At 68.7% G+C, this 26,681-nt stretch carries 25 protein-coding genes and 1 tRNA gene; 14 read left to right on the top strand and 12 right to left on the bottom strand.

The window, feature by feature from the left end:
- Positions 1–8: 8 nt before the first annotated feature.
- Positions 9–698, bottom strand: a complete 690-nt coding sequence (locus tag NKI68_RS02360; RefSeq protein ID WP_254545090.1) for a helix-turn-helix domain-containing protein — start codon at positions 696–698, stop codon at positions 9–11.
- A gap of 504 nt (positions 699–1,202) precedes the next feature.
- Here NKI68_RS02360 and NKI68_RS02365 point away from each other — a divergent pair.
- The 8 genes from NKI68_RS02365 to NKI68_RS02400 all read left to right on the top strand — a co-directional run bounded on the left by NKI68_RS02365 (position 1,203) and on the right by NKI68_RS02400 (position 7,579).
- On the top strand, positions 1,203–1,580 hold the full coding sequence (locus NKI68_RS02365) for a 6-pyruvoyl trahydropterin synthase family protein (protein WP_254545091.1): 378 nt from the start codon (positions 1,203–1,205) through the stop codon (positions 1,578–1,580).
- Positions 1,580–2,665, top strand: a complete 1,086-nt coding sequence (locus NKI68_RS02370; RefSeq protein ID WP_254545092.1) for a glycosyltransferase family 4 protein — start codon at positions 1,580–1,582, stop codon at positions 2,663–2,665. Before NKI68_RS02365 ends, NKI68_RS02370 begins: the two co-directional genes overlap by 1 nt.
- Positions 2,662–3,603 (top strand): class I SAM-dependent methyltransferase, encoded by a 942-nt coding sequence (locus NKI68_RS02375; RefSeq protein ID WP_254545093.1) that lies wholly within the window; start codon positions 2,662–2,664, stop codon positions 3,601–3,603. The genes NKI68_RS02370 and NKI68_RS02375 overlap by 4 nt, the downstream gene beginning before the upstream one ends.
- A complete protein-coding gene (locus NKI68_RS02380) occupies positions 3,600–4,205 on the top strand; it encodes a hypothetical protein (protein ID WP_254545094.1) in 606 nt (201 codons plus the stop codon). Before NKI68_RS02375 ends, NKI68_RS02380 begins: the two co-directional genes overlap by 4 nt.
- A gap of 49 nt (positions 4,206–4,254) precedes the next feature.
- Positions 4,255–4,602, top strand: coding sequence for a DUF7344 domain-containing protein (locus NKI68_RS02385; protein ID WP_254545095.1), 348 nt, complete (start codon positions 4,255–4,257; stop codon positions 4,600–4,602).
- Between the two features lie 58 nt (positions 4,603–4,660).
- On the top strand, positions 4,661–5,437 hold the full coding sequence (locus tag NKI68_RS02390; protein ID WP_254545096.1) for a GTP cyclohydrolase III: 777 nt from the start codon (positions 4,661–4,663) through the stop codon (positions 5,435–5,437).
- Positions 5,438–5,635: 198 nt separating this feature from the next.
- Positions 5,636–6,148, top strand: coding sequence for a CBS domain-containing protein (locus tag NKI68_RS02395; protein WP_254545097.1), 513 nt, complete (start codon positions 5,636–5,638; stop codon positions 6,146–6,148).
- Between the two features lie 138 nt (positions 6,149–6,286).
- The gene (locus NKI68_RS02400; protein WP_254545098.1) at positions 6,287–7,579 is read left to right on the top strand and encodes an ABC transporter substrate-binding protein; all 1,293 of its coding nucleotides are present in this window, start codon (positions 6,287–6,289) and stop codon (positions 7,577–7,579) included.
- A gap of 33 nt (positions 7,580–7,612) precedes the next feature.
- On the opposite strand, the gene NKI68_RS02405 is transcribed toward NKI68_RS02400, so the two are convergent.
- The 7 genes from NKI68_RS02405 to NKI68_RS02435 form a co-directional block, all read right to left on the bottom strand.
- Complete coding sequence (locus NKI68_RS02405) at positions 7,613–8,425, bottom strand: ABC transporter ATP-binding protein (RefSeq protein WP_254545099.1); 813 nt, start codon at positions 8,423–8,425, stop codon at positions 7,613–7,615.
- Positions 8,422–9,282 (bottom strand): ABC transporter ATP-binding protein, encoded by an 861-nt coding sequence (locus NKI68_RS02410; RefSeq protein ID WP_254545100.1) that lies wholly within the window; start codon positions 9,280–9,282, stop codon positions 8,422–8,424. The genes NKI68_RS02405 and NKI68_RS02410 overlap by 4 nt, the downstream gene beginning before the upstream one ends.
- Positions 9,275–10,615, bottom strand: coding sequence for a branched-chain amino acid ABC transporter permease (locus NKI68_RS02415; protein ID WP_254545101.1), 1,341 nt, complete (start codon positions 10,613–10,615; stop codon positions 9,275–9,277). The genes NKI68_RS02410 and NKI68_RS02415 overlap by 8 nt, the downstream gene beginning before the upstream one ends.
- On the bottom strand, positions 10,612–11,697 hold the full coding sequence (locus NKI68_RS02420; RefSeq protein WP_254545102.1) for a branched-chain amino acid ABC transporter permease: 1,086 nt from the start codon (positions 11,695–11,697) through the stop codon (positions 10,612–10,614). The genes NKI68_RS02415 and NKI68_RS02420 overlap by 4 nt, the downstream gene beginning before the upstream one ends.
- 232 nt (positions 11,698–11,929) lie before the next feature.
- Positions 11,930–12,003 (bottom strand) — tRNA-Thr (locus NKI68_RS02425).
- Positions 12,004–12,008: 5 nt separating this feature from the next.
- Entirely contained in the window at positions 12,009–12,494 is a 486-nt protein-coding gene (locus NKI68_RS02430) for a GNAT family N-acetyltransferase (RefSeq protein ID WP_254545103.1), read from the bottom strand.
- Positions 12,494–13,678 carry a phosphoglycerate kinase gene (locus NKI68_RS02435; RefSeq protein WP_254545104.1) on the bottom strand — a complete coding sequence of 395 codons (1,185 nt, stop codon included), beginning with the start codon at positions 13,676–13,678 and terminating at the stop codon, positions 12,494–12,496. The genes NKI68_RS02430 and NKI68_RS02435 overlap by 1 nt, the downstream gene beginning before the upstream one ends.
- A gap of 819 nt (positions 13,679–14,497) precedes the next feature.
- On the opposite strand from NKI68_RS02435, the gene NKI68_RS02440 reads away from it, so the two are divergent.
- Entirely contained in the window at positions 14,498–15,688 is a 1,191-nt protein-coding gene (locus NKI68_RS02440; RefSeq protein ID WP_254545105.1) for a homing endonuclease associated repeat-containing protein, read from the top strand.
- A gap of 330 nt (positions 15,689–16,018) precedes the next feature.
- Here NKI68_RS02440 and NKI68_RS02445 read toward each other — a convergent pair whose 3' ends face one another.
- Entirely contained in the window at positions 16,019–16,531 is a 513-nt protein-coding gene (locus NKI68_RS02445; protein ID WP_368410917.1) for a type IV pilin domain-containing protein, read from the bottom strand.
- Positions 16,532–16,834: 303 nt separating this feature from the next.
- On the opposite strand from NKI68_RS02445, the gene NKI68_RS02450 reads away from it, so the two are divergent.
- From NKI68_RS02450 to NKI68_RS02460, 3 genes are all read left to right on the top strand, one after another.
- The gene (locus NKI68_RS02450) at positions 16,835–17,311 is read left to right on the top strand and encodes an Lrp/AsnC family transcriptional regulator (RefSeq protein WP_254545106.1); all 477 of its coding nucleotides are present in this window, start codon (positions 16,835–16,837) and stop codon (positions 17,309–17,311) included.
- A gap of 138 nt (positions 17,312–17,449) precedes the next feature.
- Positions 17,450–17,932 (top strand): NAD-binding protein, encoded by a 483-nt coding sequence (locus tag NKI68_RS02455; RefSeq protein ID WP_254545107.1) that lies wholly within the window; start codon positions 17,450–17,452, stop codon positions 17,930–17,932.
- 157 nt (positions 17,933–18,089) lie between these two features.
- Complete coding sequence (locus tag NKI68_RS02460; RefSeq protein WP_254545108.1) at positions 18,090–19,358, top strand: cation:proton antiporter; 1,269 nt, start codon at positions 18,090–18,092, stop codon at positions 19,356–19,358.
- 51 nt (positions 19,359–19,409) lie between these two features.
- On the opposite strand, the gene NKI68_RS02465 is transcribed toward NKI68_RS02460, so the two are convergent.
- Genes NKI68_RS02465 through glpA form a run of 3 tightly spaced genes read right to left on the bottom strand, consistent with a single transcriptional unit; the run spans position 19,410 to position 23,759 of the window.
- Positions 19,410–20,759 carry an anaerobic glycerol-3-phosphate dehydrogenase subunit C gene (locus NKI68_RS02465; protein ID WP_254545109.1) on the bottom strand — a complete coding sequence of 450 codons (1,350 nt, stop codon included), beginning with the start codon at positions 20,757–20,759 and terminating at the stop codon, positions 19,410–19,412.
- Positions 20,756–22,057, bottom strand: coding sequence for a glycerol-3-phosphate dehydrogenase subunit GlpB (gene glpB, locus NKI68_RS02470; RefSeq protein ID WP_254545110.1), 1,302 nt, complete (start codon positions 22,055–22,057; stop codon positions 20,756–20,758). The genes NKI68_RS02465 and glpB overlap by 4 nt, the downstream gene beginning before the upstream one ends.
- Positions 22,047–23,759, bottom strand: coding sequence for an anaerobic glycerol-3-phosphate dehydrogenase subunit GlpA (gene glpA / locus NKI68_RS02475; RefSeq protein WP_254545111.1), 1,713 nt, complete (start codon positions 23,757–23,759; stop codon positions 22,047–22,049). Before glpA ends, glpB begins: the two co-directional genes overlap by 11 nt.
- Before the next feature lie 281 nt (positions 23,760–24,040).
- Between glpA and glpK the strand changes: the two genes are divergently transcribed.
- On the top strand, positions 24,041–25,588 hold the full coding sequence (gene glpK, locus NKI68_RS02480) for a glycerol kinase GlpK (protein WP_254545112.1): 1,548 nt from the start codon (positions 24,041–24,043) through the stop codon (positions 25,586–25,588).
- Positions 25,589–26,668: a DUF7973 family transport facilitator gene (locus NKI68_RS02485; protein WP_254545113.1), complete on the top strand. Its 1,080-nt coding sequence runs from the start codon at positions 25,589–25,591 to the stop codon at positions 26,666–26,668.
- Positions 26,669–26,681 lie beyond the last annotated feature (13 nt).

A 26,681-nucleotide genomic window follows, 5' to 3' on the forward strand; every position in this document is an offset into this window, starting at 1 on the left:
GCGCCACTTCACTTCCCCTCGGCGCTCGCCGTCGAGAGAGCCTCCGCCTCGTCTGTCGCGGTGATGGTCGAGCCGATGAGACGACCGGCACCGCGTCTGAGTCGGCGAGAGATCGCCCGCTGCGAGACGTCGAACTGCCGGGCGAGTTCGGTCTGCGTGACGCCCCTCGGTTCGTCGTAGTAACCCTGATCGTAGGCGGTGCGGAGCGTCCGGCGCTGTCGGTCCGTGAGACCGTACTGCGTTCGCTCGAGCCGGTCGCGCTGCGTATACACGCGATCCAGGTCGAGGGCCAGCCCCCGATCGGTACAGAACTCGACTAGCTCCCGGACCCGAGATCGATCGGGGAAGCGAATGACGAACTGCCAGCCGTCCACGGTCCCGCTGGCGCTCAGAAGGGTCGCGTCCGCCTTCGACAGCGCGTAGACGATCCCGCGGGAGGCCGGGTTCCAGGTCGCCCGGTAGAGCCGGCCCGACGCGACGCGCGCGGTCTCGGTCAGCGATCGAATCGCGGGACTGCGGCGGACGACGGCGGCGAATTCGTCGAAATTACCGCTGTCCCACGCCCAGAAGAAGGGGATCGGTCCATCGTCCGTCGGCACGACCTGTTCGAAGTCGACGCGGACGTCCGGTTCGGCCGCAATCGCCTCCCCGAGCGGGAAGTCGTCCAGCGGCAGATGGAACTCTCCGATCGACACCATATCCCGAATTGGGGGCGAACGGGTAAGTCCTCATTGGCCCTTCGAGGAGAGTTCACGCATCGGTACGCGTCACGCGGTCGAACTGCGGAACATTCGATCCCAGAACCCGCACCGGCAGCGCGGTCGGTGGGGGTAGTACTCGGTCGTTCGGATGGACGAGTGGTCCGTCTCGGCGTAGTGGTCGACCATGGCATTCGTCATCTCCGATCGGGAACACTCCTCTCCGGTCTGTTCTGTCCAGGCGCAGTCCGCGCAGTAGGCTATGACCACGTCGAGTAGTTGGGCGCGGAAGCGCTTGAGGGGACGGCGTCTATGTATACCCGCCGAGATCCGACTCGGGCGACTCGACCGGGACCGACGCCCCTCGGACCGCGACTCCTGTTGGACGTCCAACTTTATCCGTCGTACCCGCGTAGGTGTGAGAGGACAGAGTCGGTCGTCCCATCGAGCGATCCGTCGATCGGTCGGACGCCGCGTCACCGAGCGTCACACGATCCACAGGCCATGTACACTGTCACCGTCACCCGAGACTTCGTCGCACAGCACTTCCTCACGGTGCCGAACCCCGGACCTGAGGGGGATCGCCACTCGCATCACTTCGAGGCGGAACTCACCCTGACGGGGCCGGAACTCGACCGCTACCAGTATCTCACCGACATCGACGCCGTGAACGCGGTGCTCGACGAGGTGGAGGCGCGCTACGCCGACGAGACGCTCAACGACCTGCCCGAGTTCGAGGGGTACAACCCGAGCGTCGAGCGGTTCGCCCGGGTCGTCTGGGAGCGGGCCGCCGAGGCGCTCGACCCGGACTACGTCGAGACGCTCGCGGTGCGGATGTGGGAGGACGAGACCGCCTGCGCGGGCTACGAACAGTCGCTCTGATGCGCGTCGGCCTCGTCGTCTACGGCGACCTCGACGCGCGGACCGGCGGGTTCGGCTACGACCGGACGCTCGTCGCGGACCTCCGCGAGCGCGGCGACGGCGTCGAGGTGATCGCCCTGCCGTGGCGCACCTACCGGCGCGGCCTGCTCGACAACCTCGACCCCCGACTCGCAGAGCGCATCGCGGGCGAGTACGACGTGCTCCTGCAGGACGAACTCGCGCACCCGTCGCTCGCGCTGACGAACCGCCGCCTGCGCGTCCGTCTCGACTGCCCGCTCGTCGGCGTCGTCCACCACCTCCGGCGCGACGAGGTCTCCGGCTGGCGTCGGCGCGCCTACGGTGCCGTCGAGCGGGCGTACCTCGACACCCTCGACGGGGTCGTGGCGACCAGCGAGGCCACCCTCGAGTCGGTCCGCGACCTCGTCCCCGTCGAGCGCGCGCTGGTCGCGCCGCCCGCCGGCGACCAGTTCGACCCGCCCGCCGTGAACGTCGACGCGAGAGCGCACGACGGGCCGCTCCGCGTCGTTGCGCTGGGGAGCGTCGTCCCGCGGAAGGGGATCGACGCGCTCGTCGAGGCGCTCTCGCGGCTCGACGCGCCGTGGACGCTCACCGTGATCGGGAGCATCGAGGCGGATCCGGGGTACGTCCGCCGCCTGCGCGCGCTGGTCGCCGACCGGGACCTGGACTCTCGGGTCGCGTTCACGGGCGACCTCCCGACGCCCGCGGTGGCGGCCGTGCTCGAACGGAGTCACGTGCTCGCGCTCCCGTCGCGCCACGAGGGGTTCGGCGTCGCCTACCTGGAGGGGATGCGGTTCGGCCTCCCCGCGCTCGCGAGCGCCAGCGGCGGCGCTCGCGAACTGGTCGAGCACGGCAACACGGGGTACCTCGTCGAACCGGGCGACGCGGCGGCGCTCTCGCTGCGCCTCGCGGAGCTGGAGGCCGATCGCGACCACCTCGCGCGGCTGGGCGAGGCCGCCCGGACGCGCGCGGCGCGTCACCCGACGTGGGACGAGACGGGCCCGCGGGTGCGGTCGTTCCTCGCGGACCTCGCCGAGCGGCCGACCGCGCGGAGGGAGCGGGCGTGAGTTCGGCGGGCGACCCGGGGGCGGGAGACGACTTCCAGCGCTACCTCCGGGCGAAGCGGACCGTGGACGACCGCGCGATCGACCGCCGGGTGTTCGACCGACTCCGCGAGGAACTCGCGGGTCGGGAGTCGCTCCGCGTCCTCGACGTGGGCGCGGGGCTCGGCGCGTCGCTTCGCCGGTTTCTCGCGCGCGACGCGCTCCCCGACCGCGTCGAGTACGTCCTCGTTGATCGGGACGGGGCGACCCTGGCGGCGGCCCGGGAGACGCTTCCCGCGCGGGCGGGCGAACTGGGCTACGAAGCGTCGAAGGACGAGTCGCCCGACGGTGGCGTACTCCTCTCTCGCGACGACGAGCGCGTGCGCGTCGAGTTCGTCCGCGGCGACGCGCTCGCCGTCGCGTCCGACCGCGAGCGCGAGTACGATCTGCTCGTCGGGCAGGCCTTCCTCGACCTCGTCGACCCCGCCGCGCTGTCGGATCTCCTGTCCTGTCTCCGCGCCGGCGGTCTCTGGTACTTCCCCATCACCTACGACGGCGGGACGCGGTTCGCGCCGGCGCACCCCCTGGACGACGCCGTCGAGCGGGCCTACCACGCGCACATGGACGCCCAGCCGAAGGCCGGAAGCGCCGCCGGGCGGGCCGTCTTCGGCGCGCTCCCCGACCGCGCCGCCGTCCTCGCCGCGGCGGGGTCCGACTGGGTCGTCTACCCCCGGGATCGCGGCTACCCGGACGACGAGGCGTACTTCCTGCGGTACGTCCTCGACACCGTCGCGGGGGCGGTCGGCGAGCGGGCGACCGACCCGAACGCGACCGACGGCGGCGCGGCGGCCCTCGACCCCGACGCGCTGGACGACTGGCTGGCGACGCGACGCGGGCAGGTCGAGGCGGGCGAGTTGACGTACGTCGCCCACCAGCTCGACCTGCTGGGGCGGGTGGAATGACGCCCGTCCGCGTCGACGAGGCGACGGTCGTCGCCCACTGGCTCCGCCTCGAACCGGGGACGTCCGTCGATCCGTCGAACCTGTCCGAGTCCGAGGCGCTCGACGCGCTCCTCACGGCGAAGCCGGGCGCGGCCGCGTTCGTCTGGCGAGCCAGACCGGTCGAGTGGTACCGGCTCCGACTCCCCCGCGAGCGGTTCACCCGCCTCCGGGTCGTCGGCGGGCCGTCGGAACTCGGCTGGCGCGCGCTCTCGGTCGACGGGACGGTGCTCGGGGCCGCCCGCCGGATCGACGCGGGCGACGCGACGCGACTCCCGGAGGCGACGGGAGTGAGCGTCACCGCCGTCGAGCGACTGGCGAACGACCTCGCCGACGGCGCGTCGCTCCCGGCCCTCGTGCTGACGACGCGTCGGGGGTGCGCGCCGACGCGCGTCGTCGACGGCAACCACCGGGCGGCGGCGACGGCCCTGCACCTCCTGCGGACGGGCGAGTACCGTCCGCTCGATGCGTACCTCGGCGTCGGCGCGAATCCCGTCCTCCGACCGCTCCGCGAACGGCTCTGCGGGGTCGCGAGACGGCTGCTCGGCGGCGACCTCACCCCCTGATCAGTGATCGCACGAAACACACTTACTCGCCGGTGGCGAAGCTCGTACTATGGCGACGAGATCACACGCCGCGGAGCTTCCGGGGGAGGTCGTGGACGACCTGCTCGCCGCGCCGCGTCGCCGCCGGTTGCTGGCGCTGCTCTATCGCCGCGACGGTCCGACGGCGCTCTCGACGCTCGCGGCGCACATCGCGGCGACGGAGGCTGGCGTCCCCGTCGAGGACGTCGCGGGCGAGGACCGGACGGCGGTCTGGTGGGCGCTCCACGAGGAGGACCTGCCGAAGCTGCTGGCGACCGACGTGGTGGCCTACGACTCGACGCGCGACGCGCTCTCGCTCTCGCGGGCGGCGTCCCAGTTCGAGGAGCGGTTGGCGGGGCTCTCGGCGGACGGCCGGTAGGTCCCGGCGATCCCGACAAAACCAAAGAAGCATACTCCGTCTCGCTGTATCGACCGCCGTGACGAGCACACAGGTCACCCTCGTTCAGATCGACAACTACGGTCCGTGGACGGTCACGCCGGAACCCCGGCGGGAGGTCGACCTCCAGACGCTCCAGTCGCGCCTCTACGCCGACCTCTCCCAGCTGTTCGGCAACCGCGAGGGGTACGTCTTCTTCACCCGCTTCGACAACATGATCGCGGTGACGAACGGCCTCGACCGCGACGCCCACGCGCTGATCCAGGAGTCGGTGGGCAACCGCTACCCGGTGACGATCAGCCTCGGCGTCGCGGTCGACGAGCGGCCGATCGACGCGCTCGGCCGGGCGAGCGCCCTGTTGCAGGACGCTGGAAGCGCACAGGACGAGACCCGACAGGAGATCCTCCAGGGCGACCCGCTCCCCCAGGCCGAGCGCGGCCCCGGAGACGTGCAGATCGCCCACTTCGACGTGAACGACGCGACGGGGAAGTACACCGACCAGCTCAACGCCTTCGACACGTTCATCCACATCGAGCAGGGGTACGCCGAACTCATGCGCTACATGCGAAACGCCCACGACTCGCTGTCCTTCTTCGTCGGGGGCGACAACGTCATCGCGGTCTGTCCGTCCCTCGACGAGGCGGAGTACCGGGACGCCGTGGAGCACGTCCGGGACATGGTCGGCGTCGAACTCAAGGTGGGCGTCGGACGCGCTCGAACGGCCCAGGACGCCGGCATGCAGGCGAAACACGCCCTCGAGGTCTGCCGCGAGCGTGAGACCGACGTCGAACTGGACTGGGACGGACCGACGCCGTGAGCGACGTCGGCCGAGTCCGATCGCCACCTCCACCTCGAAGACGCGGGTCGCACCCGTACCGCCCGGCGGACGAGTCGCAGCGGACGGTGGTCGTCGCCGCGGGACGTACTCCGCCGACCGGCGTCCGCGGCGCGGAAATCCGGAGACACTGGCGACGCCGGGGATAGCTTTTAGTCCCGACGTGTGATACCACCGCACATGGATGGGAGTGTCACCGTCCGGGATGCGATGACCCGGACGTACGTGGGCGTGACGGAGGGGGACACCCTCGCCGAGACCGCGGAGTTGCTCGTCGAAGAGGACGCGACCTGCGCGGTCGTGCTGCGCGGACGCGAACCGATCGGCGTCGTCGGCCAGGCGGACGTGCTCGCGGCGTACGTCCGGGGCGACGCCGATCGATCGACCGTCTCGGACGTGATGAACACGGACGTCGCGACCGTCCCGCCCGGGACCTCGGTTCGCGACGCGAGCAACCGGTTCACCGGGCAGATCCACCGGCTGCTCGTCACCGACGGCGACGAACTCCTCGGCGTCCTCACCGAGCGGGACATCCTCACCGTTCCCCACGGAACCGACTCGTTCGACGACGAGATGCACTCCTCGACGCCGAACTACGGCGAGCAGGGCATCTGCGAGGGGTGCGGAACGCTCACCCGATCGCTCGAGGTCGCCGACGGCCTGGCGCTCTGTGCGGACTGTCGCGACACCTGAGGGCATTCCTGCCCACGCACGTACATCCTCCCCCGGATCCGTCCGACGCCGTCGCCGGTCTTCCCCCTCGTGTACCACGAAACGCAGGTGGAAAGAGTGGATAGGTTTATATCTGCACGTTTGATACCCCTCGTTACCATGCGACATGGCATCGACAGACGGCATTTCCTGAAGGGAGCGGGGGTCGCGGGCGCGACGCTCGTAGCGGGGTGTCTCGGCGGCGGCGGTGACGGCGGCGACGGTGGAAACGGCTCCGGAAACGGAGGCGGCGGCGGAGGCGGAGGCGGTGGCGGCGGCGGCGAACTCCGCGTCGGCGTCCTCATGCCGCTCACGGGCGACCTCGGGACGCTCGGCAAGCCCATCGCCCGGGGGGCGGAACTCCCCGTGAAGCAACTGCAGAACGCCGACACCAACTTCCAGGTCTCCTCGCAGACCGAGGACACGGCGACGGACCCCAACCAGGGGGTGACGTCGGCGGAGACGCTCGTGAACTCGGGCTTCGTGGCGGTCACCGGCGCTGCGTCGTCGAGCGTGACCATACGGGCGGCGAACGAGGTGTTCGTCCCGAACGAGGTCTGCGCGTGCTCTCCGGCCAGTACCTCGCCTGAGATCACGAACCTCGACGACGACGGGCTCATCTTCCGCACGCCGCCCGCGGACGACATCCAGGGGAAGGTGCTCGCGCAGGTGGCGGCCGACGAGGGCGCGAAGAGCGCGTCGACGCTGTTCGTCAACAACGACTACGGGCAGTTGCTCTCGCAGTCGTTCGCCGACGCGTTCCAGAACGCGCAGGGCGGCACCGTCCAGCAGACCGTGTCGTTCCAGTCGGGACAGTCGAGCTACTCCTCGCAGCTACAGCAGGCGCTCGGGGGCGATCCCGACCTCCTGCTGGTCATCGCCTACCCCGAGAGCGGCATCCAGCTGTTCCGTGACTTCTACTCCGGGTTCGACACCGGCCTCCCGGTCCTCGTGACCGACGGCCTGCGCGACGGCACGCTCCCGACCGAGGTGGGGAACGCGATGGCGAACGTGAAGGGGACCGCCCCCAGCGCCAGCGGGCCGGGCCAGGACTTCTTCGTCAAGCAGTGGGAGGAACAGTACGGCGGTTCTCCGGGCGTGTTCACCGCCCAGGCGTACGACGCGACGGCGGCGCTCCTGCTCGCGCAGGCGGCCGCGGGCGAGCAGTCCGGGCCGGCGATCGCAGAGCAGATGCAGACCGTCGCCAACCCGGAGGGCGAGAAGTTCGGCCCCGACAAGCTGGCCGAGGCGCTCGAAGCCGCCGGTAACGGCGACGACGTCAACTACCAGGGCGCGTCGAGCACCGTCGAGTTCGACGAGAACGGCGACCTCCAGACGGCCACGTACGAGCTGTTCGGCTTCAAGAAGGGCGGCGGGGTCGAGACGCTCGACACGATCGAGTTCAGCGGCTGAGTTCGGGAGACGTCCCGTCTTTTCGCGACGCGACTACCCGCCGAGGAACTCCCGTCTGACCTCCTCGTCGGCGAGCAGCGCGTCCCCGGTGTCGACGAAGCGGTTTCGACCGTTGACGAGGACGTACCCGCGATCGCACCGGCGCAGGGCCTCCTTCGCGTTCTGCTCGACCATCAGGACGGCGGTCCCGGCGTCGTTGATCGCGTCGATGCGGTCGAACATCTCGTCGACGAGGTCCGGCGCGAGTCCCGCCGAGGGTTCGTCGAGCAACAGGAGTTGGGGATCGAGCATCAGCGCCCGCCCCATCGCGAGCATCTGCCGCTGGCCCCCCGACAGCGTCCCCGCCTTCTGCGTGTCGCGCTCGCGCAGGATCGGAAAGCGGTCGTAGACCGCTTCGAGTCGATCCCGGGGCACGGCGTCGAGGATGTACGCCCCCATCTCCAGGTTCTCCTCGACCGACAGCGACGGGAAGACGTTGTCGTTCTGGGGGACGTAGCCGATGCCGTAGTGGATCACCTCCTCGGGGACCAGCCCGGCGATGTCGTGGCCGTCGAAGGTGATCTCGCCGCCCATGTGGGTCGTCAGCCCGAAGACGGACTTCATGGCGGTCGACTTGCCCGCGCCGTTCGGGCCGACGATGGTGACGTACTCACCCTCGCCGACGGTGAGGTCGAGGTCGGAGAGCACCTGCAGGTCGCCGTAGCCGGCGTCGAGTCCGCGGACCACGAGCAACCCGTCTTCGGGTTCGCCCGCCGTCGCCGCGGTCGCCCGTCCGTCGGTCGCCGTCCCGTCCGTCGGATCCGTCGGCTCCGCTTCGCCCGCCGCCTCCGGTTCCGTCCCGCTCATATCGTCTCACCCAGGTAGGCATCGACGACCTGTTCGTTGTTCCTGATGTCCGCGGCCTCGCCCTCCGCGAGGACCGTTCCCTGGTGCATGACGATGATGTGTTCGCAGTTGTTCATGATGACGTCCATGTCGTGCTCGACGAGGAGGAACGTGTAGCCCTGCTCGCGCAGGTCGTGGACGCGCCGGAGGAGCTTCTTCTCGAGCGTCGGGTTGACGCCCGCGAGCGGTTCGTCGAGCAGCACCATCCGCGGGTCGGTCATCAGCACGCGGGCCATCTCCAGCAGTTTCCGCTGGCCGCCGGAGAGGTTGCCCGCGAACTCGAACGCGAGGTGGTCGATCTCGAAGAACTCCAGGGTCTCCCAGGCGCGCTCGTAGAGTTCGCGCTCCTGTTCGACGACCTCTCCGCGTAGGCCGGGGAGTACCGAGCGGACGAGCGACTCGCCGACCTGTCCGCGCGGCGCGAGCATCATGTTCTCGAGCACGGTCATGTCGTGGAGTTCGCGGGCGATCTGGAACGTGCGGACGAGCCCGCGGTTGGCGATCTGATCCGGGCGCAGGCCGGTGATCTCCTCGCCCTGGAAGTAGACGTGACCCGCGGTCGGCGCGTGGACCCCGGTGATGCAGTTGAACGTGGTGGACTTTCCCGCCCCGTTCGGCCCGATGAGCCCCGTGAGCGACCCCGCCTCGACGGAGAAGGTCGCGCCGTCGACCGCGGTGATCCCGCCGAACTCCATGCGGAGGTCCTCGACGCGCAGCGGGAGCCCGCGGGGCGTGTGCCGCGCGGCCTCCTCGACGGCGGAGTCAGAACCCTCCGCGTCGTCGACCGGCGGGTTCGCGGCGGTCCCGACGTCACTCATCGCTCTCACCTCCCGACGCGCCGCCGTCGGTCGCCGCCCCTCGGCCCTCCGGTCGCCGTCTGAGGTCGACCGCCGCGGCGGGTTCGATGCGGTGGCCGAGCAACCCCTCGGGACGACGCTGCATCAGGTAGACGAGCAGGACGCCGACGACGACGAAGCGCATCTGGTCGACGTGGGCGATGGTGTAGCCGACGAGCGGCCCGACGTCGAGCGACGCGAGCGGCCCGACGGCGTCGGCGAACGTCGAGGGCGTCGAGATGCCCCGGAGGAACCCGACCTCACCGAGCAGGTTGTCGAGGTACTGCGGCAGGAGGAAGAGCACGCCCGCGAACAGCCCCGCGCCGAGGACGCTCCCGGTGTTCGATCCGGAGCCGCCGATGATGAGCGCGATGAAGACGTAGAACGTGATGTCCGGACGGAAGGAGGCCGGCTCGACCGCGTTGAGGCCGTAGACGTACCAGAGGATTCCCGCGAGTCCCATCAGCGCACAGCCGAGCATGAACACCTTCACCTTGAACGCGCGGGTGTCCTTGCCGAGCGAACTGGCGACGAGTTCGTCCTCGCGGATGGCCTTCAGGACGCGACCGAACGGGGAGTTCGCCGTCCGGGACAGCAGGAGGTAGACGACCCCGACGACGAGGACGACGACCAGGGCGTAGACGAACCCCTCCACCGGCGGGGTGGTGGTCACGCCGACCGCCTCGAAGACGCCCATGATCGCGTCGCCCGCCGGGGAGTCGAAGAGGGCCTCGATGGGGTTCTCGGGCCAGTTGCGAAAGCCCTGGCCCCCGCCGGTCCCGAGGGTGACGCCGGCGACGGTGAACTGGCTCGCGGGCCTCGAGAGCACCGTCAGGCGGATCACCTCGGAGATGGCGAGGGTGGCGATGGCGAGGTAGTCGGCCCGGAGGCGCAGCGCGGGGAACGCCGTCGCGAGTCCCACGAGCGACGTGACGAGCATCGCGCCGAGGACGCCGAGCCAGAGGGGGAGACCGAGCCCCGGCGGCGACCCGGTCGGCGAGCCGCTCAGCATCCCGAAGGAGTACGCGCCGACGGCGAGGAAGCCCGCGACGCCGATGTTGAACAGCCCGGCGTAGCCCCACTGGAGGTTGAGCGCGAGGACGGCGAGCGCGTAGACGGCCGTCAGGAGCGTCAGGTTGGCGAGCAGGCGGAAGATCCCGGTGGTGTTGAACCCGATGACGCTCCCGACGACGGCGAAGACCGCGTAGAGACCGAGCATCATGCCGAGGACCATCAGCGCGTCGAGGACGGGCCGGTCGATCTCGCCGATCCGCTCCCTGAGGGCGTCGAGACCGCCGAGGGAACCGGCGCTCATGCGGTCGTCACCCCCCCGAACAGCCCCTGCGGGCGGACCAGCAGGACGACGATGAGCAGGAGGAACGCCACCGGGTCCGCGAAGTCCACCCACTGTCCGGTGAGCCAGACCCGCGAGACGTTGCTCGCCACCCCGAAGACGATCCCGCCGGCGATGGCCCCGTAGACGGAGCCGATGCCGCCGAGGATGACCGCGGCGAAGATGAACAGCAGGAGCATCCACCCGAAGTCGAAGATGATGGTCCCCCGCGAGAGGACGACGAGGTACCCCGCCGCCCCGGCCAGGCCGCCGCCGAGCATCCACGTCCAGCGAACGACCCGCTCGGTCGGGATGCCCGTCACGCGCGCGAGGTCCTTGTTGTCGGCCATCGCGCGCATCGCCTTGCCGAGTTTGGTGCGCTGGAGGAGGAGGTGGACGCCGAGCATCAGGACGACGGAGATCACGACGAGCGTGAGGTCGTGGGCGTTTATCACCAGCCCCCCGACGTTGTAGCTCACCGTCCCGCCGGTCACGCCCCGACTGTTCAGGTCGAAGACGAACGCGATGAGGTACCGGAGCGCGAACGCGACCCCGACGCTCGCGATGAGCAGCGAGATGCCGTCCTGGTCGCGCATCGGGCGGTAGACGATCCGGTCGAGCGCCAGCGACACGGCGACGGTGAGGACGATGGCCCCGATCAGCCCCGCGACGATCGCGAACGGCGTGTTCGTGATGCTCGTGCCGGGGTTCGCCTGCACGAGCAGCAGGCTCGCGATGTCGGTCACCCCGAGGCTGACGCCGCCGACGAGGAAGGCGACCGCCCAGCCCGCGAACCCGCCGACGGTGACGTACTCCCCGTGCGCGAAGTTGGCGAAGCCGAGGATACTGTAGGTCAGCGAGAGTCCGATGCCGGCCAGCCCGTAGATCAGGCCGAGCTTCAGCCCGTTCCAGAGGTAGCGTCCCAGCGCCTGCGGGGGGAGCGCACCCGTCACGAGCTTCGCGACGATATCGAGCACCAGTACGAGCGCGACCACCGTCACCGCGAGGGTCGCCGGCCGCTCGACGAGCCGCCGTCCGCGTGAATATGCGTCACTTACTCCCATGAGCGTTAGTCACGCGGTAGCTCTGGCCCGGGGGATAAATAACCCTCCGCTCCGTGTCGGGTTCGTTACATACGTTCTACCCGACGGGGTCTGCATCGAACGGCCCTCTCGGTCCGGCGATCCCTCACCGCCGACCGACTGATGTCAGGATCGTCATGAGTGTAAGTCGGACATACTCTACCGTCCGGGAGCGCAGTCGGCGGTCGCGCGGTCCGCGGACCGCGCGACCGCAAGCCAAGGGTGGGATTCGAACCCACGAATTCTCGATTACAAATCGAGTGCTTGAGCCGCCCAAGCTCCCTTGGCGCTCACTAGGAATCGTTCTCCCTCGGAACCATATCCGTTTCGCTGTCCTTCGCCATCGTGACGCGGTGCGGGCGGTAGCCCAGGCGGCGGTAGAAGCGGCGCGCCTCGTCGTTCGCGGCCATCACGTCGAGCGCGACGATCGCCGCCCCGTCCGCCCGCAGGGCGTCCTCGGCGGCTCCAAGGAGCGCCGTTCCGACCCCCTCGCCGCGGCGCTCGGGGACGACGTACAGGTTCTCGACGACCCCCTTCTGGACGGCCTGCTCGTAGACCCCCGACTCCGGTGCGAACATGACGAAGCCGATCACCTCGCCCCCCTCGCGGGCGACGAGCAGTCCGCCGGTGGCGATGGATCTGGCGATCGCCTCGCGGACGGTCCCGCGGTTCTCGACGGCCGAGAGGTGAGAGCCGTACCGACGCTGTCCCTCCGCGAGCGCGACCCAGAGGTCGGCGATCCGGTCCGCATCGCCCATCCGGGCCGCCTCGATCTCCATCAGCGCAACGCCTCGACGGCGGGGAGCGACTGGCCCGTGAGCAGCGCGAGCGCCGCCCCCCCACCGGTGCTCACGTGGTCGAACCCGTCGAGACCGAGCCGGCGGATGGCGGCCGCGGTGTCGCCCCCGCCGACGATCGTGTAGCCGGCGGCCGTGGCCGCCTCGAACAGGTCGCACGTCCCGGCGGCGAAGCGGTCGTCCTCGTAGACGCCCGCCGGACCGTTCAGGATGGCCGTGCCGGCGTCGGCGAGCACGTCCCCGTAGGCGTCGACCGTCCCCGAGCCGACGTCCATCGCCGCCTCCTCGACCGGGAGGTCGGAGACGGGGACCTCGACGCGCTCGCCGTCGCGCTCGACGGCCACGTCGACCGGGCGGTGGATACGGTCGCCGTACGCGGAGAGCAGGCGCTCGGCCTGCGCGAGGCGGTCGCCCGCGCGGTCGTTGACCACGCGCGTGCTCTCCGCGCCCAGGTCGACCCCCGAGGCGTGCAGGAACGAGTTGCCGACGACGCCCGACGTGAGGACGGCGTCCGCGAGACCGGAGTCGAGGACCGACGCGGCCACCTCGATGGAGTCGTCGACCTTCGCCCCGCCGAGGCAGTAGACGCGCGGTTCGGGCGTCTCCTCGATGTTCCCGAGCGCGTCGAGTTCCCGCTCCATGACGCGCCCGGCGTATCCGGGCAGGTCGACTGGGAAGCCCACCATGGAGGGCTGGGAGCGGTGGGCAGTCGCGAAGGCGTCGTTCACGTAGGCGTCGAGGACGGGGACGAGTCCCCGAACGAGGTACGTCTCGGCGGCGGTCTCGGGGGGGAACTGAAGCACCTCCTCGCTGTAGAAGCGCGTGTTCTCCAGCACGAGCACCGTCCCGGGATCGAGCGCGTCGACGCGTTCGCGGGCGGCCGCGCAGAACGTCGCGTCGACGTACTCGACGGGTGCGGGGAGGAGATCGTCGAACCGCGCGGCGTGAGATTCGAGCGTGGTGAAGTCGTCCCCGCCGGGACGACCCTGGTGGGCCAGAACGGCGACCCGCGCGCCGCGGTCGGCCAGTTCCGCGAGCGTGTCGCGGTGCGCCCGCAGACGAGCGTCGTCGGCGAGCGTTCCGTCCGGCCCGATCGGACTGTTGATGTCGACGCGCACCCCGACGGCGACGCCGTCGGCGTCGAGGTCGTCGAGCGTCCGTATCATGCGCGAGTCTCCACGACGTCGGAGCAAAGGTGTTGTGCTTGTCGACGTGGGGTCGGCCCACCGGTCGAAATCGCGCAAAACGATACCCTCTGGGCGTCGAATTCGAGACTGGCGGAGACGTACCTCGAAGAACGGAAACGGGCATCGACCGACTGCGGATCGACGTGTTCGTACGGTTCTCCCACGCGAACCGTGTCGTCCCCACCTGTGTCTTCCCTCGGGAACTGTGTCGACCCGCGGTCAGTAGTGCCCTGTCTCGAGGGATACGCCACACCGGAATATAATTTTTCGAACCTAACAGGAGGTTCATGAAAATAAACCAGTGGCCGAATACCGAGACCTCCGTGCGGGAACGCCGAGGTCGCACCGACTACGTCGTCCGGTCGCGATCTCGGTAGTCGCCTCGATGTGAGCGGCGGAATCCCGCGAAGCGCGACCGAGAACCGGCGTCCGACCCGTCGTCTCCCTCGCCCGGCACCTGCCGGGGTTGGATACCTAGCCACCGCGGATAACGAGCGGGGGGCCGTAGGTCAAATTGGCTGGTGCCACCAGTCGCATGGAACCGTCATCCGACGCCGCCTCCGGACCGCCGCTCCGCCGCACCACGGTCCGACTCTCCATGGCGGTCGGTGTCCCTCCCGGGACACCCTGTCTGTCACCATTTTCGGACCACTGCATCGAGCGAGAGTGGTGCCGAGAGACGATCGCCGCCCTTCCACCGTTCGAAGGTAGATCCGTCCGTCACGAATACATCATTTCGAAACCCAGTCCACGAAATTGACAGTAACAGATTTAGACTGATTCTGCGCTTCTTCGGTCGTGGCTCAGAAGCTGTCCAGAACGGAACTCGTGACCGATCTCCGGGCGTTCGCCCGGAAGCTGGGAGAGACGCCGACCCGCCGGCAGATGAACGAGGGCGGCCCGCATTCGAGCATGCCCTACTACCGCGAGTTCGGCTCGTGGAACGAGGCGCTGAACGCCGCGGGACTGCTCACGAACCACCGGAACGACGTGCCCGACGAGGAGTTGATCGACGAACTCCGGCGGGTGGCGACGACACTCGATCGGACGCCTCGGTTCGAGGACGTGGAGGAATACGGTATGTTCTCCGCGTCCACGTACATGCGGCGGTGGGGATCGTGGCCCGACGCCAAGGAGGCGGCCGGATTGCGACGGGAGACGCGGACGAGTCGGCGGATCGAGCGATCGGAGCTGTTGGACGCGCTGGACGAACTGGCACGGGAGGTGGGGAAAGCGCCCACCCAGGAGGAGATGAACGAGTTAGGGCGATTCTCGCAACGGCCGTACTATCGGGAGTGGGGATCGTGGGCGGAGGCGCTTCGGGCGGGGGGATTCGAACCGAATCACGAAAACGGTTACAACGAGGACGAACTTGTTGACGCCTTACGAGAGTTAGCAGACGAGTTAGGTCACACGCCAGCGCGGTGGGAGATGGACGAAAAGGGAGAATTTTCGTCAGACCCCTACATTCGAGCCTTCGGGACGTGGACCGAAGCCTGGGATGCTGCAGGACTTGAGCCCCGAGCGTGGTACCCGAAACGGGCAACCGAGCGAGAATTGATCGAATCGATACACGCTCTCGCGGAGGAACTCGACCGGGTACCGACTCGACAGGAGATGGTCGAGCACGGTCCATACTCTCGCGAACCGTTTCTCCGCACGTTTGGCTCGTGGAGCGCAGCGCTCGAAGCTGCAGGGTTCGAACCTTACCGCCACGATGACACCGATAGCGAGTATATTTACTATGGTTCGAACTGGCCCGATCAGCGCAAAAAAGCACTACTCCGTGATCAATATCGATGTCAGAGATGCGGGGTTACTGAACCGAAGTACAGACGTAAACACGGGCGTGGGTTAGAAGTCCATCACCTGACTAAACTTAGGAAGTTCGACAATATCGAGGTAGCGAACCAGCTTTCAAACTTGTTGACGTTGTGTCCGGAGGATCATCGATTAGTAGAGGCGAAGGGACGAGTCACTAAGGATTGACGATAGTCGGAGATATGTATATTTTCCATGAGATAGTAGTTTCTTTATGCTCGGTTGCGGGTAAATCAGTTGGAAGAGCTTCCGACTAATTCTTGATCACCGTCATCTTCTTTAACAGATCCACCGTTGGCTGGTTTCCCCATTGTGTATGGTGACGGTAATGTCTGGTGAGACTCCGGAGGTGAATATAGTCTCGCCAGCCTGCTGTGGACATATCCCGTTAAAGGCCACGATTATATGTATCCTTTCAGGTTTTGATTCATACTTCGAACTGCACCAACCGACTACCGCTAATTCTAAAAACTAGAAAGAAGCTAATCCGAATACTGGCTAGTTGATCGTCAGATCGACTTCCTTGTTCATTACGACTGTCTGTGTATCACCATTCTTGGCTGTCACTGTTACCGTAACTGTGACTTCATCACCGGAGGTGCCACTCACCGTTGCAGTGGTTGTCTCTCCTATTGCTTCTAACGTTGTTCCAGATGAAACATTGGCTGTACCACCAGTCACAGCGTAACTAACGTCAATGACGGTATCTTCACTCTGTCGACTGTTGAAAGTGGTCGTGATCGTGTCCGCCTCATCGTTCGCTTGGATGGTCGCACCTGCCTGCACGTTCGTCTGTACGTTGTCGCCGAGTCCGAGCACGAACGTGCCGATAACTGCAGCTAGAATGACAGTAATCGCCACCATAAGGATGACACCTATCACTGGACTGACACCTCTCTCGTCCGCGTCGAGCAGTTTTCTGATGTTCATGTTGTTGCCATATCCCACTGTGCCACGGTCGGCCGCGCCGATCGCGCGTCCACGCGCGATCGGGGGGTAGAGGAGTCCCACCAGGGGCGGGTCCCGAACCCGCGAGGCCGACATCCCACGTGCCAGTGGTTACTCTTCGATTTTATCGCTCTCGTATTAACACTTACTTCTGTTGCAGATTGTTTTACTATCGAGATAGTCAAAACATCGATTGTTTCGGGGTTTCACGTTCTGACGATCGCTCGCTGTCCGGCGGTTTTCGGACGAGGGTGACGAGCGGGGCGTTCACCGAGTCGGTGGCGCTCGCGCCGCGTCGGGCGCTCGTACGGACGGCGGCGGAGGACGGCAACGTTGATTCCCGCGCGCGCCGACGTTCCCCCGAGAATGAAGGACGGCAACCTGGACGACGTCGACAGGGAGATCCTCTACCGGCTTCAGCGGGACGCGCGTCACACCTCGTCGGGGGACATCGCGGCGGGGATGGACGTCTCCGCGAGCACCGTTCGCAACCGGATTCAACGGCTCGAAGCCGCGGGGATCATCCGCGGCTACCACGTCGACATCGACTACGAGGCCGCTGGCTACCCGCTCTACACCAAACTCGTCTGCACCGCCCCGGTCGACGAGCGCGAGGAACTCGTTCGGCGGGCGCTCGACGTACCGGGCGTCGTCGCCGTCAGGGAGGTGATGACCGGCGACGAGAACGTCTACATCAACGCGGTGGGGCGCGACCACGACGACCTGAACCGCATCGGACGCGAGCTGAGCGGCCTCGGTCTCCGCATCACCGACGAGGTCCTCATCAGAGACGAGTACGTCCGCCCGTACCGGGGGTTCCACGACCGAGAGCGGCCCGACTGAACGACTCCACCTCGCGGACGTGGCACTTCTACGACCCCACTACCGAGACGATCTCGCAATTTTTCCAACTATCATTCTCGATCTGTGAATGCAAGCGCGCATCTTATACTGATCTGATTCCTAGCGACGAGCGCACAGGTGGGACGAACGCTCCGGGCCTCGCCGGACGGAAGCGGGGCAGACCACGGCCAGAACATGACCGTACTGATCGTCGGCGACGACGCGGTCGCCCGCGCGCTCGCGGAGCGCTTCGACCGGCGCGGGGCCGGCGTAGTGCTCGTCGGAGCCGACGCCGAAGCCATCGAGGCGGCGCGCGCCGCCGGACTGACGGCGCACCGTCTCGATCTGACCGACGCGGGGGCGCTGCGAGCGGTGCTCGAGGGGGTGACGGTCGCCGTCGTCTCGACGGCGGCCGACGGCGTCAACCTGCTCGCCGCACAGGCGCTCGCGCGCGACGTCGAGTGCGTCGTCGTGCGCGTCAACGACCCGCGAAACCACGTCGCCTTCGAGGCGCTGGACGCGGATCGCGTCTGCGCGACGACGGTACTCGCGGGCGCGCTCGCCGAGACGGCCGAACTCGAACGACCGGCGCGACGCCGGCGTCGACGGATGGTCTCGTAACACGAACGATCATGGGAGTCGAACGTAGGAGGGTAGCGGTGCGGATCGCTGCGGCGTCACCGACGCCGCGAGCGACGACCGCCTCGACGAGGGGTAGAGCCGCGTCGACGGAGAGCAGGGATACGACGGGGATAGGACACGCGACGGGGATGGGACGATGGTAGCGGGCGGGGCGGAGATCGACGTCCTGAACCTCCTGCTTGTCCTCGTCGTGGCCTGGACGTTCGGCGCGGCCGCCGAACGCGTCGGATACCCGGCGATGATGGGCGAGTTGCTCGCCGGCGTCGCGTTCGGCCCGGCGATGCTGGGGCTGCTCGAACCGTCCGAGACGCTCGACGTCCTCGCCGAGCTGGGCGTCTTCCTCCTGATGGTGTACGTCGGGATGGAGGTGGACCTCGACGACCTGTTCGCGCTCGGTTCCCAGGCGCTCGCCGTCGCCGTCGGCGCGTTCGTCATCCCCTTCGGGCTCGGCTACGGCGCGGGAGTCGCCATCGGCACGTCGACCGGCGGCGCGCTGTTTCTCGGTCTCGCCATGGCGGCGACGTCGCTCGCGACGAAGTCGCGCATCCTCGTCGACCTCGACCTCCTCGACACCCGCATCGCGGGGATCCTGCTGGGCGGCGCGTTGATCTCCGACGTGGGCGTGCTCGTGGTGTTCGCCGCGGTGCTCGGCTTCGTCCAGGCGGGGACCGTCGACGCGCTCGCCGTCGTCATCACCCTCGTCGAGGCGCTCGCGTTCTTCGCCGCGACGCTGTTCATCGGGTACCGGTTCCTGCCGCACGTCTGGTCGCAGTTCGACGCCTTGCGCCGACGCTACGGCTTCGTGAACGAGACGACCGCGTTCACCATCGCGCTGGCGGTTGCGCTCGTGTTCGCCGCGCTCGCCGACCTCGCCGGCCTCCACGTGATCATCGGCGGCTTCGTCGCCGGGATGTTCCTCCGGCAGGCGGACCTCCACGAGTCGCTCTATCGGCACATGCACGACGTGATCTACGACCTCGCCATCGGCTTCTTCGCGCCCGTCTTCTTCGTCACGGTGGCGTTCGACATCACGCTCGACGTCTTCACGCAGAGCCTGGGGCTGCTCGCGTTACTGGTCGGCGTCGCCTTCGTCGGCAAGATCGCCGGTTCGTGGCTCTTCTCGCTCCCGACGAACCTCACCTCCCGCGAGGGGGTGGTCATCGGCTTCGGCATGAACGGTCGGGGTACCGTCGAGATCATCATCGCCGCCGTCGCCCTCTCGAACGGCATCATCGGCCAGGAACTGTTCTCGATACTCGTCTTCCTCGCCATGTTCACCACGGCGATGGTTCCGGTGACGATGAAGTGGGGCATCGACTGGCTCAGCGCGGCGGGCGAACTCGTCTACACGGACGGATCGACCGGATCGACCGAACCGCCCGCGGAGACGGACGTCAGGGGGTGATCCTCGCCTCGTTCCGTCCTCGTTTCGTCCTGCCCCGACTCTCTCCCGCCTTCACTCGACGAGGGCGGCGTCGAGCACCTCGAGCGGGTGGCGGACCTCGTAGCCGGTGCCGTGCTCCATCTGCATCGCGCAGGTGGGACACTCCGTCATGCCCGCGCCCGACTCGACGGTCTCCATGTGCTCGAACATCTCCTCACCGATCGCCATCGAGACGTCGTAGTTCTCCTCCTTCCAGCCGTAGGTGCCGCTGATGCCCGAACAGGAGTCGCCCACGTCGGTCACCTCGACGCCGTCGAGGTCGGCGAACACCTCGCGCGACTGGTTCGCCAGTCCCTGATTGCGGGCGTGGCAGGGCGCGTGGTAGGCGAACTCCCCGAGCGACACCTCCGCGTCGGCGAGCGCCGAGGGGAGGTCCTCGTGGATGCGGAGGTACTCGATCGCGTCGTAGGTGCTCGCGGCGACGGCGTCGGTTCCCTCGAAGTCGAACAGTTCGGGGTACTCCTTCCGGAGCGCCATCGAGCAGGAGGTACAGGAGCAGACCACGTCGTAGCCCGCCTCGATCAGTTCCCGGAAGGTCTCCACGTTGAACCGCGCGGCCCGCCGGGCGTCGTCCATCATCCCGTTGGCGAACATGGGCGTGCCGGAGCAGCGCTGGTCGGGGACGGCCACCTCGTACCCGAAGTGCTCGTACACCCGGACGAGGGCCTTCGCGACCTCGGGGGTGTTGTAGTTCGCGTAGTCGCCGTGGAAGTACGCGACGCGCTTCCGGCTCCCGTCGTCGCCTCCTGTGTTCCGTTCCGCCCGCGCGCGCTCCCGCGAGGCGTCACGGCCGCCTCGCTCGTCCCACCACTCGCGGAACGTCTCGGTGGCGAACTCGGGAAACTCCCGCTCCGACGTGATGCCGAGCACGCGCTCGTTCACCAGCTTCGTGACCCCGAGGCCCATCACGAAGTTGGTGAGCCGCGGCACGCGCGAGCCGAGTCGGGCCAGCGTGCCGTAGTTGGCGAGGATCCGGTCGCGCAGGTAGGTGAGCGAGAGGCCCTGCTCCTCGACGTACTTCGCGCGCGCCGTGTTGTGCATCTGACTCAGCGGGACGCCCGAGGGACACGCCGAGTCACAGCGCATGCAGTTCGAGCACTGCTTGATCGAGGCGTCGACCTCGACGTCCTCCTTGCGCGTCAGCCGCCACTGCTCCGGCCCCTGGAACTTCGGCCCGGGGAAGGTGTCGTCCACCTCCGCGACCGGACACGAGGTGTCGCAGCTGGAACACTTGTAACAGTCGTCCGTCCCCGGGCGGAGGTCCATCTCCTCGGCCTCCGGGAACACCTGTACGGGGTACTCGTCGTCGAACCCGTCGTCGGTTCGGTCCGTCGCGTCGCTCGGGTCTTCTGTGTCGCTCATGTGGTCCTCTCCGTGGTCTCTCCCGCCAGTCGCCCGGCACGGACGCCCGTGGCGAGCGAGACGCCGCTGCCGGAACACTCCGCGGCGAAGTCGTAGCCCCCGAGGACCGCGCCCGCGGCCCGGAGGTTCTCGTAGTGCGGTTCGTCGGTCGCGTCGAGGGGGCGGAGGTCGCGGTCCACGCGCACGCCGAAGCGGGCGAACGGGTGGGCGTCGAACGCGCCGTCCTCGAACCAGTCGTAGCGGTCGTCGGGGTGGGGGACGTGACAGCCGAAGACGGCCTCACGGACGCCCCCGCGATCGGAGTCGATGCCCTTCCCGACCAGCCCGCCGGCCGCGAGCACGTACTGGTCGGCGCGGTAGGGCACGACCTGTCGCTCGTGGCGCACCCGGACGGCCTCGATCCGATTCCCGTCGGCCTCGTGGTCGACGACCGGGACGCCGTTGGTGGCGCGCACGCCCGCCTCGTCGGCGGCGGCGTAGAGGCGCTCCGCCAGGCGGATCCCGGGGAGGCTCGGCGGCCCCATCGGCACCTCGAACACCGCGGCGTCGAGGAGCCGTTCGAGCGCCGGGCGTACCTCCTCGGGACGGTCGTGACCGAGGAGCGCCGGGAAGCCGACGCGCTCGGCGTCTCCGAGGTGGGGGCGGACGAGTTCCGCGAGCGCGGTTCGGACGGCGACCCGCGACCCCTCGTGCTCGACGAGCGCGTTCTCGTCGAGCGCGCGCGCGAGACGCGTGATCGCGGCGTCGTCCCGGAAGTCGCCCGGGAAGGGGACGGTCGCGCCCCGCACCTCGAAGGGGACGCCCGCGGCCCGGAGGTGATCGGCGGCGTAGCCCGCCGAGAAGTCCGTCACCGTCTCGAAGCCGACGAGCAGCGCCTCGCGGTCGTCGCTGGCGAGGCCCGCGGCGACGCCGGCGGGGTAGCGGGCGGTCGGCTTGATCGCGCCGCCGTGGGTCGGCACCAGCGCGTTGCGGTTGGTGTGGCCACCCCGGTAGGACTCGCCCGCGAGGTCGTCGAAGAACGCGAGCCCCTCGCGGACGCCCTCGCTCCCGAGGTGCGCGTAGGGGTGGGGGTGGTCCTCCGGGAGGGCGTCGATCGCCTCGAACGGGTCGGCGAGCGGGTCGAGGTCGTCCCCGTCTGGTTCGTAGCCGAGCACGTCGATCAGCCCAGAGGCCTGCCGGAGCGTGCTCTCCTTGTGGGAGACGAGGCGCGTGCGCGCGCCGGTCCGTGCGGCGGCGATGGCGGCGGTCACCCCGGCCAGCCCGCCGCCGACGACGAGGACGTCGTCCTCAATCGCCATGCTCGCCCCCGTCGAAGGCGGCGAAGTCGGTCCTCCGGCCGGTCCGCGCCGGGTCGCGGTCGCGGTTCATCGTCGCCGCGTGGAGCGCGTGGTTGAGCATCGCCTGTGAGAGCTGCTCGCCCCACAGCGCGTGACGCTCGCCCTTGTAGCGCTCCCGATAGAGGTCGTCGAACGCGGCGGTGACCGTCGCCTCGTCGTACTCGGGGTGGAGTTCGAACGCCATCCGGTGGGCGCAGAACCCGCCCTGGCAGTTGCCCATCGAGGCGCGGGTGCGGATGCGCGCGGCGTTGAGATCCGAGCCGGACTGGGAGATGGCGTCGCGTAACTCGGCGCGAGTGACCGCCTCGCAGTCGCAGAGCACGGGGTTCGGCTCGCCGGTGCGAAGGACCTCGTCGGCGCGGCTGCCGAGGCGCTGGACGCTCCGGCGGCCGATCGGCGACCGGAGACCGAAGTCCGCCATGTAGTCGCGGAGGACTGAGAAGTCCTCGCTGCCGGGGAGGGGAACCTCGGCGGTTCGGCAGGGGGCGGAGACGCCGAGCCTCTCGCAGACGTGGTCGGTGATCGACTCGGCCATCATCCGGTAGGTGGTGAACTTCCCGCCGACGATGGAGGTGAACCCGGGGAGGTCGTCGCGCTCCTCGTGGTCGAGCAGGAAGTAGTCGCGGGTGATGTCCGTCGGGTCGGCCGTCCCAGTCCCCGGCGGCTCGTACAGCGGGCGGACGCCCCAGAACGAGCGCACCGTGCGCGACTCCGCGAGGACCGGGACCAGCTTCGACAGCTCGTCGATGAGGAGGTCCACCTCCCACCTCTCCTCTGGGTAGTCCTCGGGGTCCTCGACCTCCTCGTCGGTCGTCCCGAGGATGGCGGTCGTCTCGTGGGGGACGACGATGTCGGCGTCGCCCTTCGGCCGGCAGCGGTTGACCACGCGGTCGACCTGCCGGCAGTTCATCACGACCATCGCGCCCTTCGACGGGCGCACCTCGACGTCGACGCCCGCGAGCGCGCCGATCCGGCCGGCCCACGCGCCGGTCGCGTTGACCACGTGCTCGGCGTAGATCTCCTCGGTCGTGCCGGGCGTCCCCTCGCCGTGCCCGCCCGGGCCGTCGCCGTGGCGCACGCGGACGCCGACGACGCGACCGCCCGCCGGTCCGGCGTTCGCCCCGTTCGCCCCGCCCTCGACGAGCACGTCCGTCACCGCCGCGTGCGTCTCGACGCGCGCGCCGAACTCGATCGCGCTCGCGGCGTTCGCCACGCAGAGGCGGAACGGGTCCACCGCGCCGTCGGGGACGCGGATCGCCCGCGTCACCTCCGGAGAGAGATACGGCTCCTCGCGCCGGACCGTCTCGCCGTCGACCACCTCGGCCGGGATGTCGCAGGCGCGACAGCCGGCGAGTTTCTCCTCGAAGTAGTCGTCCGGGTCGCCCTCGAGCTGGACGAAGTAGCCGCCGGTCATCTCGACGCAGTGGCTCGCGATCTCCCGGAGGACGCGGTTCTCCTCGATGCACTCGCGCGCGCTCTTCCGATCCGAGACGGCGTAGCGGCCCCCGCTGTGGAGCAGGCCGTGCATCCGACCGGTCGTCCCGTGGGTGAGGTTGCCCTGCTCGACGAGCGTGACGTCCACGCCGCGCATCGCGAGGTCCCTGGCGATACCGCACCCGGTCGATCCCCCGCCGATAACTACGACCGTTGTCTCCGACGCCATCGGTTACTGTCCGAACCAGGACCCCGGTGTACTTTATTTTATCGCGGCCACGGTTTCGGCGGTAAAGATATCCGTCCGAGGCCGGAGTCGGTCAGTCACGGGCGAACGAAAGTACGCGTTACGCGCCGATCTGGAAGTATCTGTCGGCGGGCGTGAGTAAGATTTATAACGATATTCAATATTGTTTACCAGCGTAGACCGTGCGGCGATAAACAATCGTCGTCGCGGCGGCGGCGACCGGCGGCACGGCCGTCGCGACGCCGCCACCGAGGTGATCCACTATGCAGGACGAGACATACATCGGTGCCATCGACCAGGGGACGACCGGAACGCGCTTCATGGTGTTCGACCACGGCGGCCGGGTCGTCGCGAACGCATACGAGACCCACGAGCAGATCTACCCCGAACCGGGCTGGGTCGAACACGACCCGGTCGAGATATGGGAGAACACGAAGACGGTCGTCACGCGGGCGCTCGCGGAGGCGGGCCTGGAGGCCGACCAGCTCGCCGCTCTCGGCATCACCAACCAGCGCGAGACGACGCTCCTCTGGGACGCCGAGACCGGCCACCCCGTCCACAACGCCATCGTCTGGCAGGACCGCCGAACGACAGACCGCGTCGAGGAACTCCAGGACGCGGGCATGGCGGGCACCATCCGCGAGAAGACCGGGCTGGAGGTGGACGCCTACTTCTCCGCGACCAAGGCCGAGTGGCTGCTCGACAACGCCGACCCGATCAAGCTCCAGCGCGCCCGCCCCGAGGACGTGCGCGACCGCGCGGAGGCGGGCGAGATACGCTTCGGGACGATCGACACGTGGCTCATCGACAAGCTCACCGGGAACCACATCACCGACGTGACGAACGCCTCCCGGACGATGCTGTACAACATCCACGACATGGAGTGGGACGACGAACTGCTGGAGGAGTTCGGCGTTCCCGCGGCCACGCTCCCCGAGGTGCGCCCGTCGAGCGACGCCGACTACTACGGTCACACCGACCCGAACGGCTTCCTCGAGGCGGAGATCCCGGTCGCGGGCGCGCTCGGCGACCAGCAGGCCGCCCTGTTCGGCCAGACCTGCTTCGACCCCGGCACGGCGAAGAACACCTACGGGACGGGGTCGTTCTTCCTGATGAACACCGGCGACGAACCCGTCGAGAGCGACCACGGACTGCTGACCACCGTCGGCTTCCAGCGCTCGGGCGATCCCGTCCAGTACGCCCTGGAGGGGGCCATCTTCATCACCGGTGCGGCGATCCAGTGGCTCGAGGACATCGAACTCATCGACAACCCGGCCGAGACGGAGACGCTCGCCCGGAGCGTCGACTCGACCGACGGCGTCTACCTCGTCCCCGCGTTCACGGGCCTCGGCGCGCCCCACTGGGACGGCCGCGCCCGCGGCACGATCGTGGGGCTGACCCGCGGCACCCGGAAGGAACACCTCGTCCGCGCGACGCTCGAGTCCATCGCGTACCAGACCCGCGACGTGGCGGAGGCGATGGAGGCCGACTCCGGGATCGAGATGGGGACGCTCCGCGTCGACGGCGGGGCCGTGAAGAACAACTTCCTCTGTCAGCTCCAGTCGGACATCGTCGGGACCGGCATCGTCCGCCCCGAGGTGGACGAGACGACGGCGCTCGGGGCCGCCTACGCCGCCGGCCTCGCGGTCGGCTACTGGGAGACGGTCGACGAACTGCGGGACAACTGGCAGATCGACCGCGAGTTCACTCCGGAGATGCCCGCCGAGGAGGCAGACGGCCTGCACGCCCGCTGGATGGACGCGGTCGACTGCTCGCGCGGCTGGGCGACCGACGGGGACGGAGGCGACTGAATGGCGCAGATCGACCTCTCGGGGCTCTGGGCGGTCGAGATGCTCATCGCGGCGTTCGCGGGCGGCGCGTTCGGCGCGGCGCTCGGCGCGCTCCCCGCCTTCATCTTCACGGGGTTCATGGTCATCGCGGGGGAGGCCGCGGAGATCGCCAATCGGCACATCGGCCAGACGGTGGGCATCAGTGCCGCAGAACTCGACGCCGTCGGGATCACGGGCTCGATCGCCTTCGGTCCCGTCTTCGGTCCCCACATCAGCTTCGCGGCGGGCGCGGCGGCGGCCGCCTACGCCGCCCGCAAGGGCTACATCGACGATCCCGGCTTCGACTACCACCCCGCGAAGGACATCCCCTACGCGCTCGGGACGAAGCCGGACGTGCTCGCGGTCGGCGGGATCTTCGGGATCGTCGGCTACTGGATCGCCACCCTCTCCGGCGCGCTCTCGCTCCCGTGGGACCCCATCGCGATGGGGGTCACCCTCTCGGCGCTCGTCCACCGCGTCGCCTTCGGCTACCCCATCGTCGGGGACACCTCGCGGGGACTGCTGAACATGAAGCCGTTCGAGGCCGAGGAGATGCGCGTCATGGGCGAGCACGCCACCGACGGCGGGGCCGAGAACTCGCGTTTCCTCGTCGAGCCGTGGCTCCCCCACCAGTACAAGTGGGCGAACGTCGCCGCGATCGGCGCGGTCGTCGGGGTGCTCGCCGCGTACACCGCCTACGTGACCGAGAGCGCGTTCCTCGCGTTCGGCATCAGCGCCGCGAGCCTCGTCTTCCTCAACCTCGGGGTGGCGAACATCCCCGTCACGCACCACATGGCGCTCCCGGCGAGCACGGCGGCGCTGGCGCTCGTCCCGCAGGGGACGCCGATCACCGAGGCGTCGCTGGTCGTCGTCCTCGTCGTCGGCGCGGCGTTCGGGCTGATCTGCGCGCTGTTCGGGGAACTGTTCCAGCGTGTCTTCTACGCGCACGGCGACACCCACTGGGACCCGCCCGCGGCGGCCATCGTCTTCGGGACGTTCCTCATCGCCGTGCTCGCGCTGGTCGGCGTCCTCCCGCAGAGCGTCTGGGTACCGCTGCCCTGACGCCGCGGGGCTG

Origin of the sequence: Halomarina pelagica (genome assembly GCF_024228315.1) — an archaeon.
GTDB classification, from domain to species: domain Archaea; phylum Halobacteriota; class Halobacteria; order Halobacteriales; family Haloarculaceae; genus Halomarina; species Halomarina pelagica.

Bases quoted from the DNA above. Each gene is read 5' to 3' on its own strand.
- NKI68_RS02460 (WP_254545108.1), top strand. From the start codon at position 18,090: ATGGTAGCGGGCGGGGCGGAGATCGACGTCCTGAACCTCCTGCTTGTC.
- NKI68_RS02410 (WP_254545100.1), bottom strand. From the start codon at position 9,282: ATGAGTGACGTCGGGACCGCCGCGAACCCGCCGGTCGACGACGCGGAG.
- NKI68_RS02420 (WP_254545102.1), bottom strand. From the start codon at position 11,697: ATGGGAGTAAGTGACGCATATTCACGCGGACGGCGGCTCGTCGAGCGG.
- glpB (WP_254545110.1), bottom strand. From the start codon at position 22,057: ATGGCGATTGAGGACGACGTCCTCGTCGTCGGCGGCGGGCTGGCCGGG.
- NKI68_RS02415 (WP_254545101.1), bottom strand. From the start codon at position 10,615: ATGAGCGCCGGTTCCCTCGGCGGTCTCGACGCCCTCAGGGAGCGGATC.
- NKI68_RS02370 (WP_254545092.1), top strand. From the start codon at position 1,580: ATGCGCGTCGGCCTCGTCGTCTACGGCGACCTCGACGCGCGGACCGGC.
- NKI68_RS02450 (WP_254545106.1), top strand. From the start codon at position 16,835: ATGAAGGACGGCAACCTGGACGACGTCGACAGGGAGATCCTCTACCGG.
- NKI68_RS02465 (WP_254545109.1), bottom strand. From the start codon at position 20,759: ATGAGCGACACAGAAGACCCGAGCGACGCGACGGACCGAACCGACGAC.
- NKI68_RS02405 (WP_254545099.1), bottom strand. From the start codon at position 8,425: ATGAGCGGGACGGAACCGGAGGCGGCGGGCGAAGCGGAGCCGACGGAT.
- NKI68_RS02380 (WP_254545094.1), top strand. From the start codon at position 3,600: ATGACGCCCGTCCGCGTCGACGAGGCGACGGTCGTCGCCCACTGGCTC.
- NKI68_RS02400 (WP_254545098.1), top strand. From the start codon at position 6,287: ATGCGACATGGCATCGACAGACGGCATTTCCTGAAGGGAGCGGGGGTC.
- NKI68_RS02360 (WP_254545090.1), bottom strand. From the start codon at position 698: ATGGTGTCGATCGGAGAGTTCCATCTGCCGCTGGACGACTTCCCGCTC.
- NKI68_RS02395 (WP_254545097.1), top strand. From the start codon at position 5,636: ATGGATGGGAGTGTCACCGTCCGGGATGCGATGACCCGGACGTACGTG.
- NKI68_RS02365 (WP_254545091.1), top strand. From the start codon at position 1,203: ATGTACACTGTCACCGTCACCCGAGACTTCGTCGCACAGCACTTCCTC.
- glpA (WP_254545111.1), bottom strand. From the start codon at position 23,759: ATGGCGTCGGAGACAACGGTCGTAGTTATCGGCGGGGGATCGACCGGG.
- NKI68_RS02435 (WP_254545104.1), bottom strand. From the start codon at position 13,678: ATGATACGGACGCTCGACGACCTCGACGCCGACGGCGTCGCCGTCGGG.
- NKI68_RS02485 (WP_254545113.1), top strand. From the start codon at position 25,589: ATGGCGCAGATCGACCTCTCGGGGCTCTGGGCGGTCGAGATGCTCATC.
- NKI68_RS02430 (WP_254545103.1), bottom strand. From the start codon at position 12,494: ATGGAGATCGAGGCGGCCCGGATGGGCGATGCGGACCGGATCGCCGAC.
- glpK (WP_254545112.1), top strand. From the start codon at position 24,041: ATGCAGGACGAGACATACATCGGTGCCATCGACCAGGGGACGACCGGA.
- NKI68_RS02385 (WP_254545095.1), top strand. From the start codon at position 4,255: ATGGCGACGAGATCACACGCCGCGGAGCTTCCGGGGGAGGTCGTGGAC.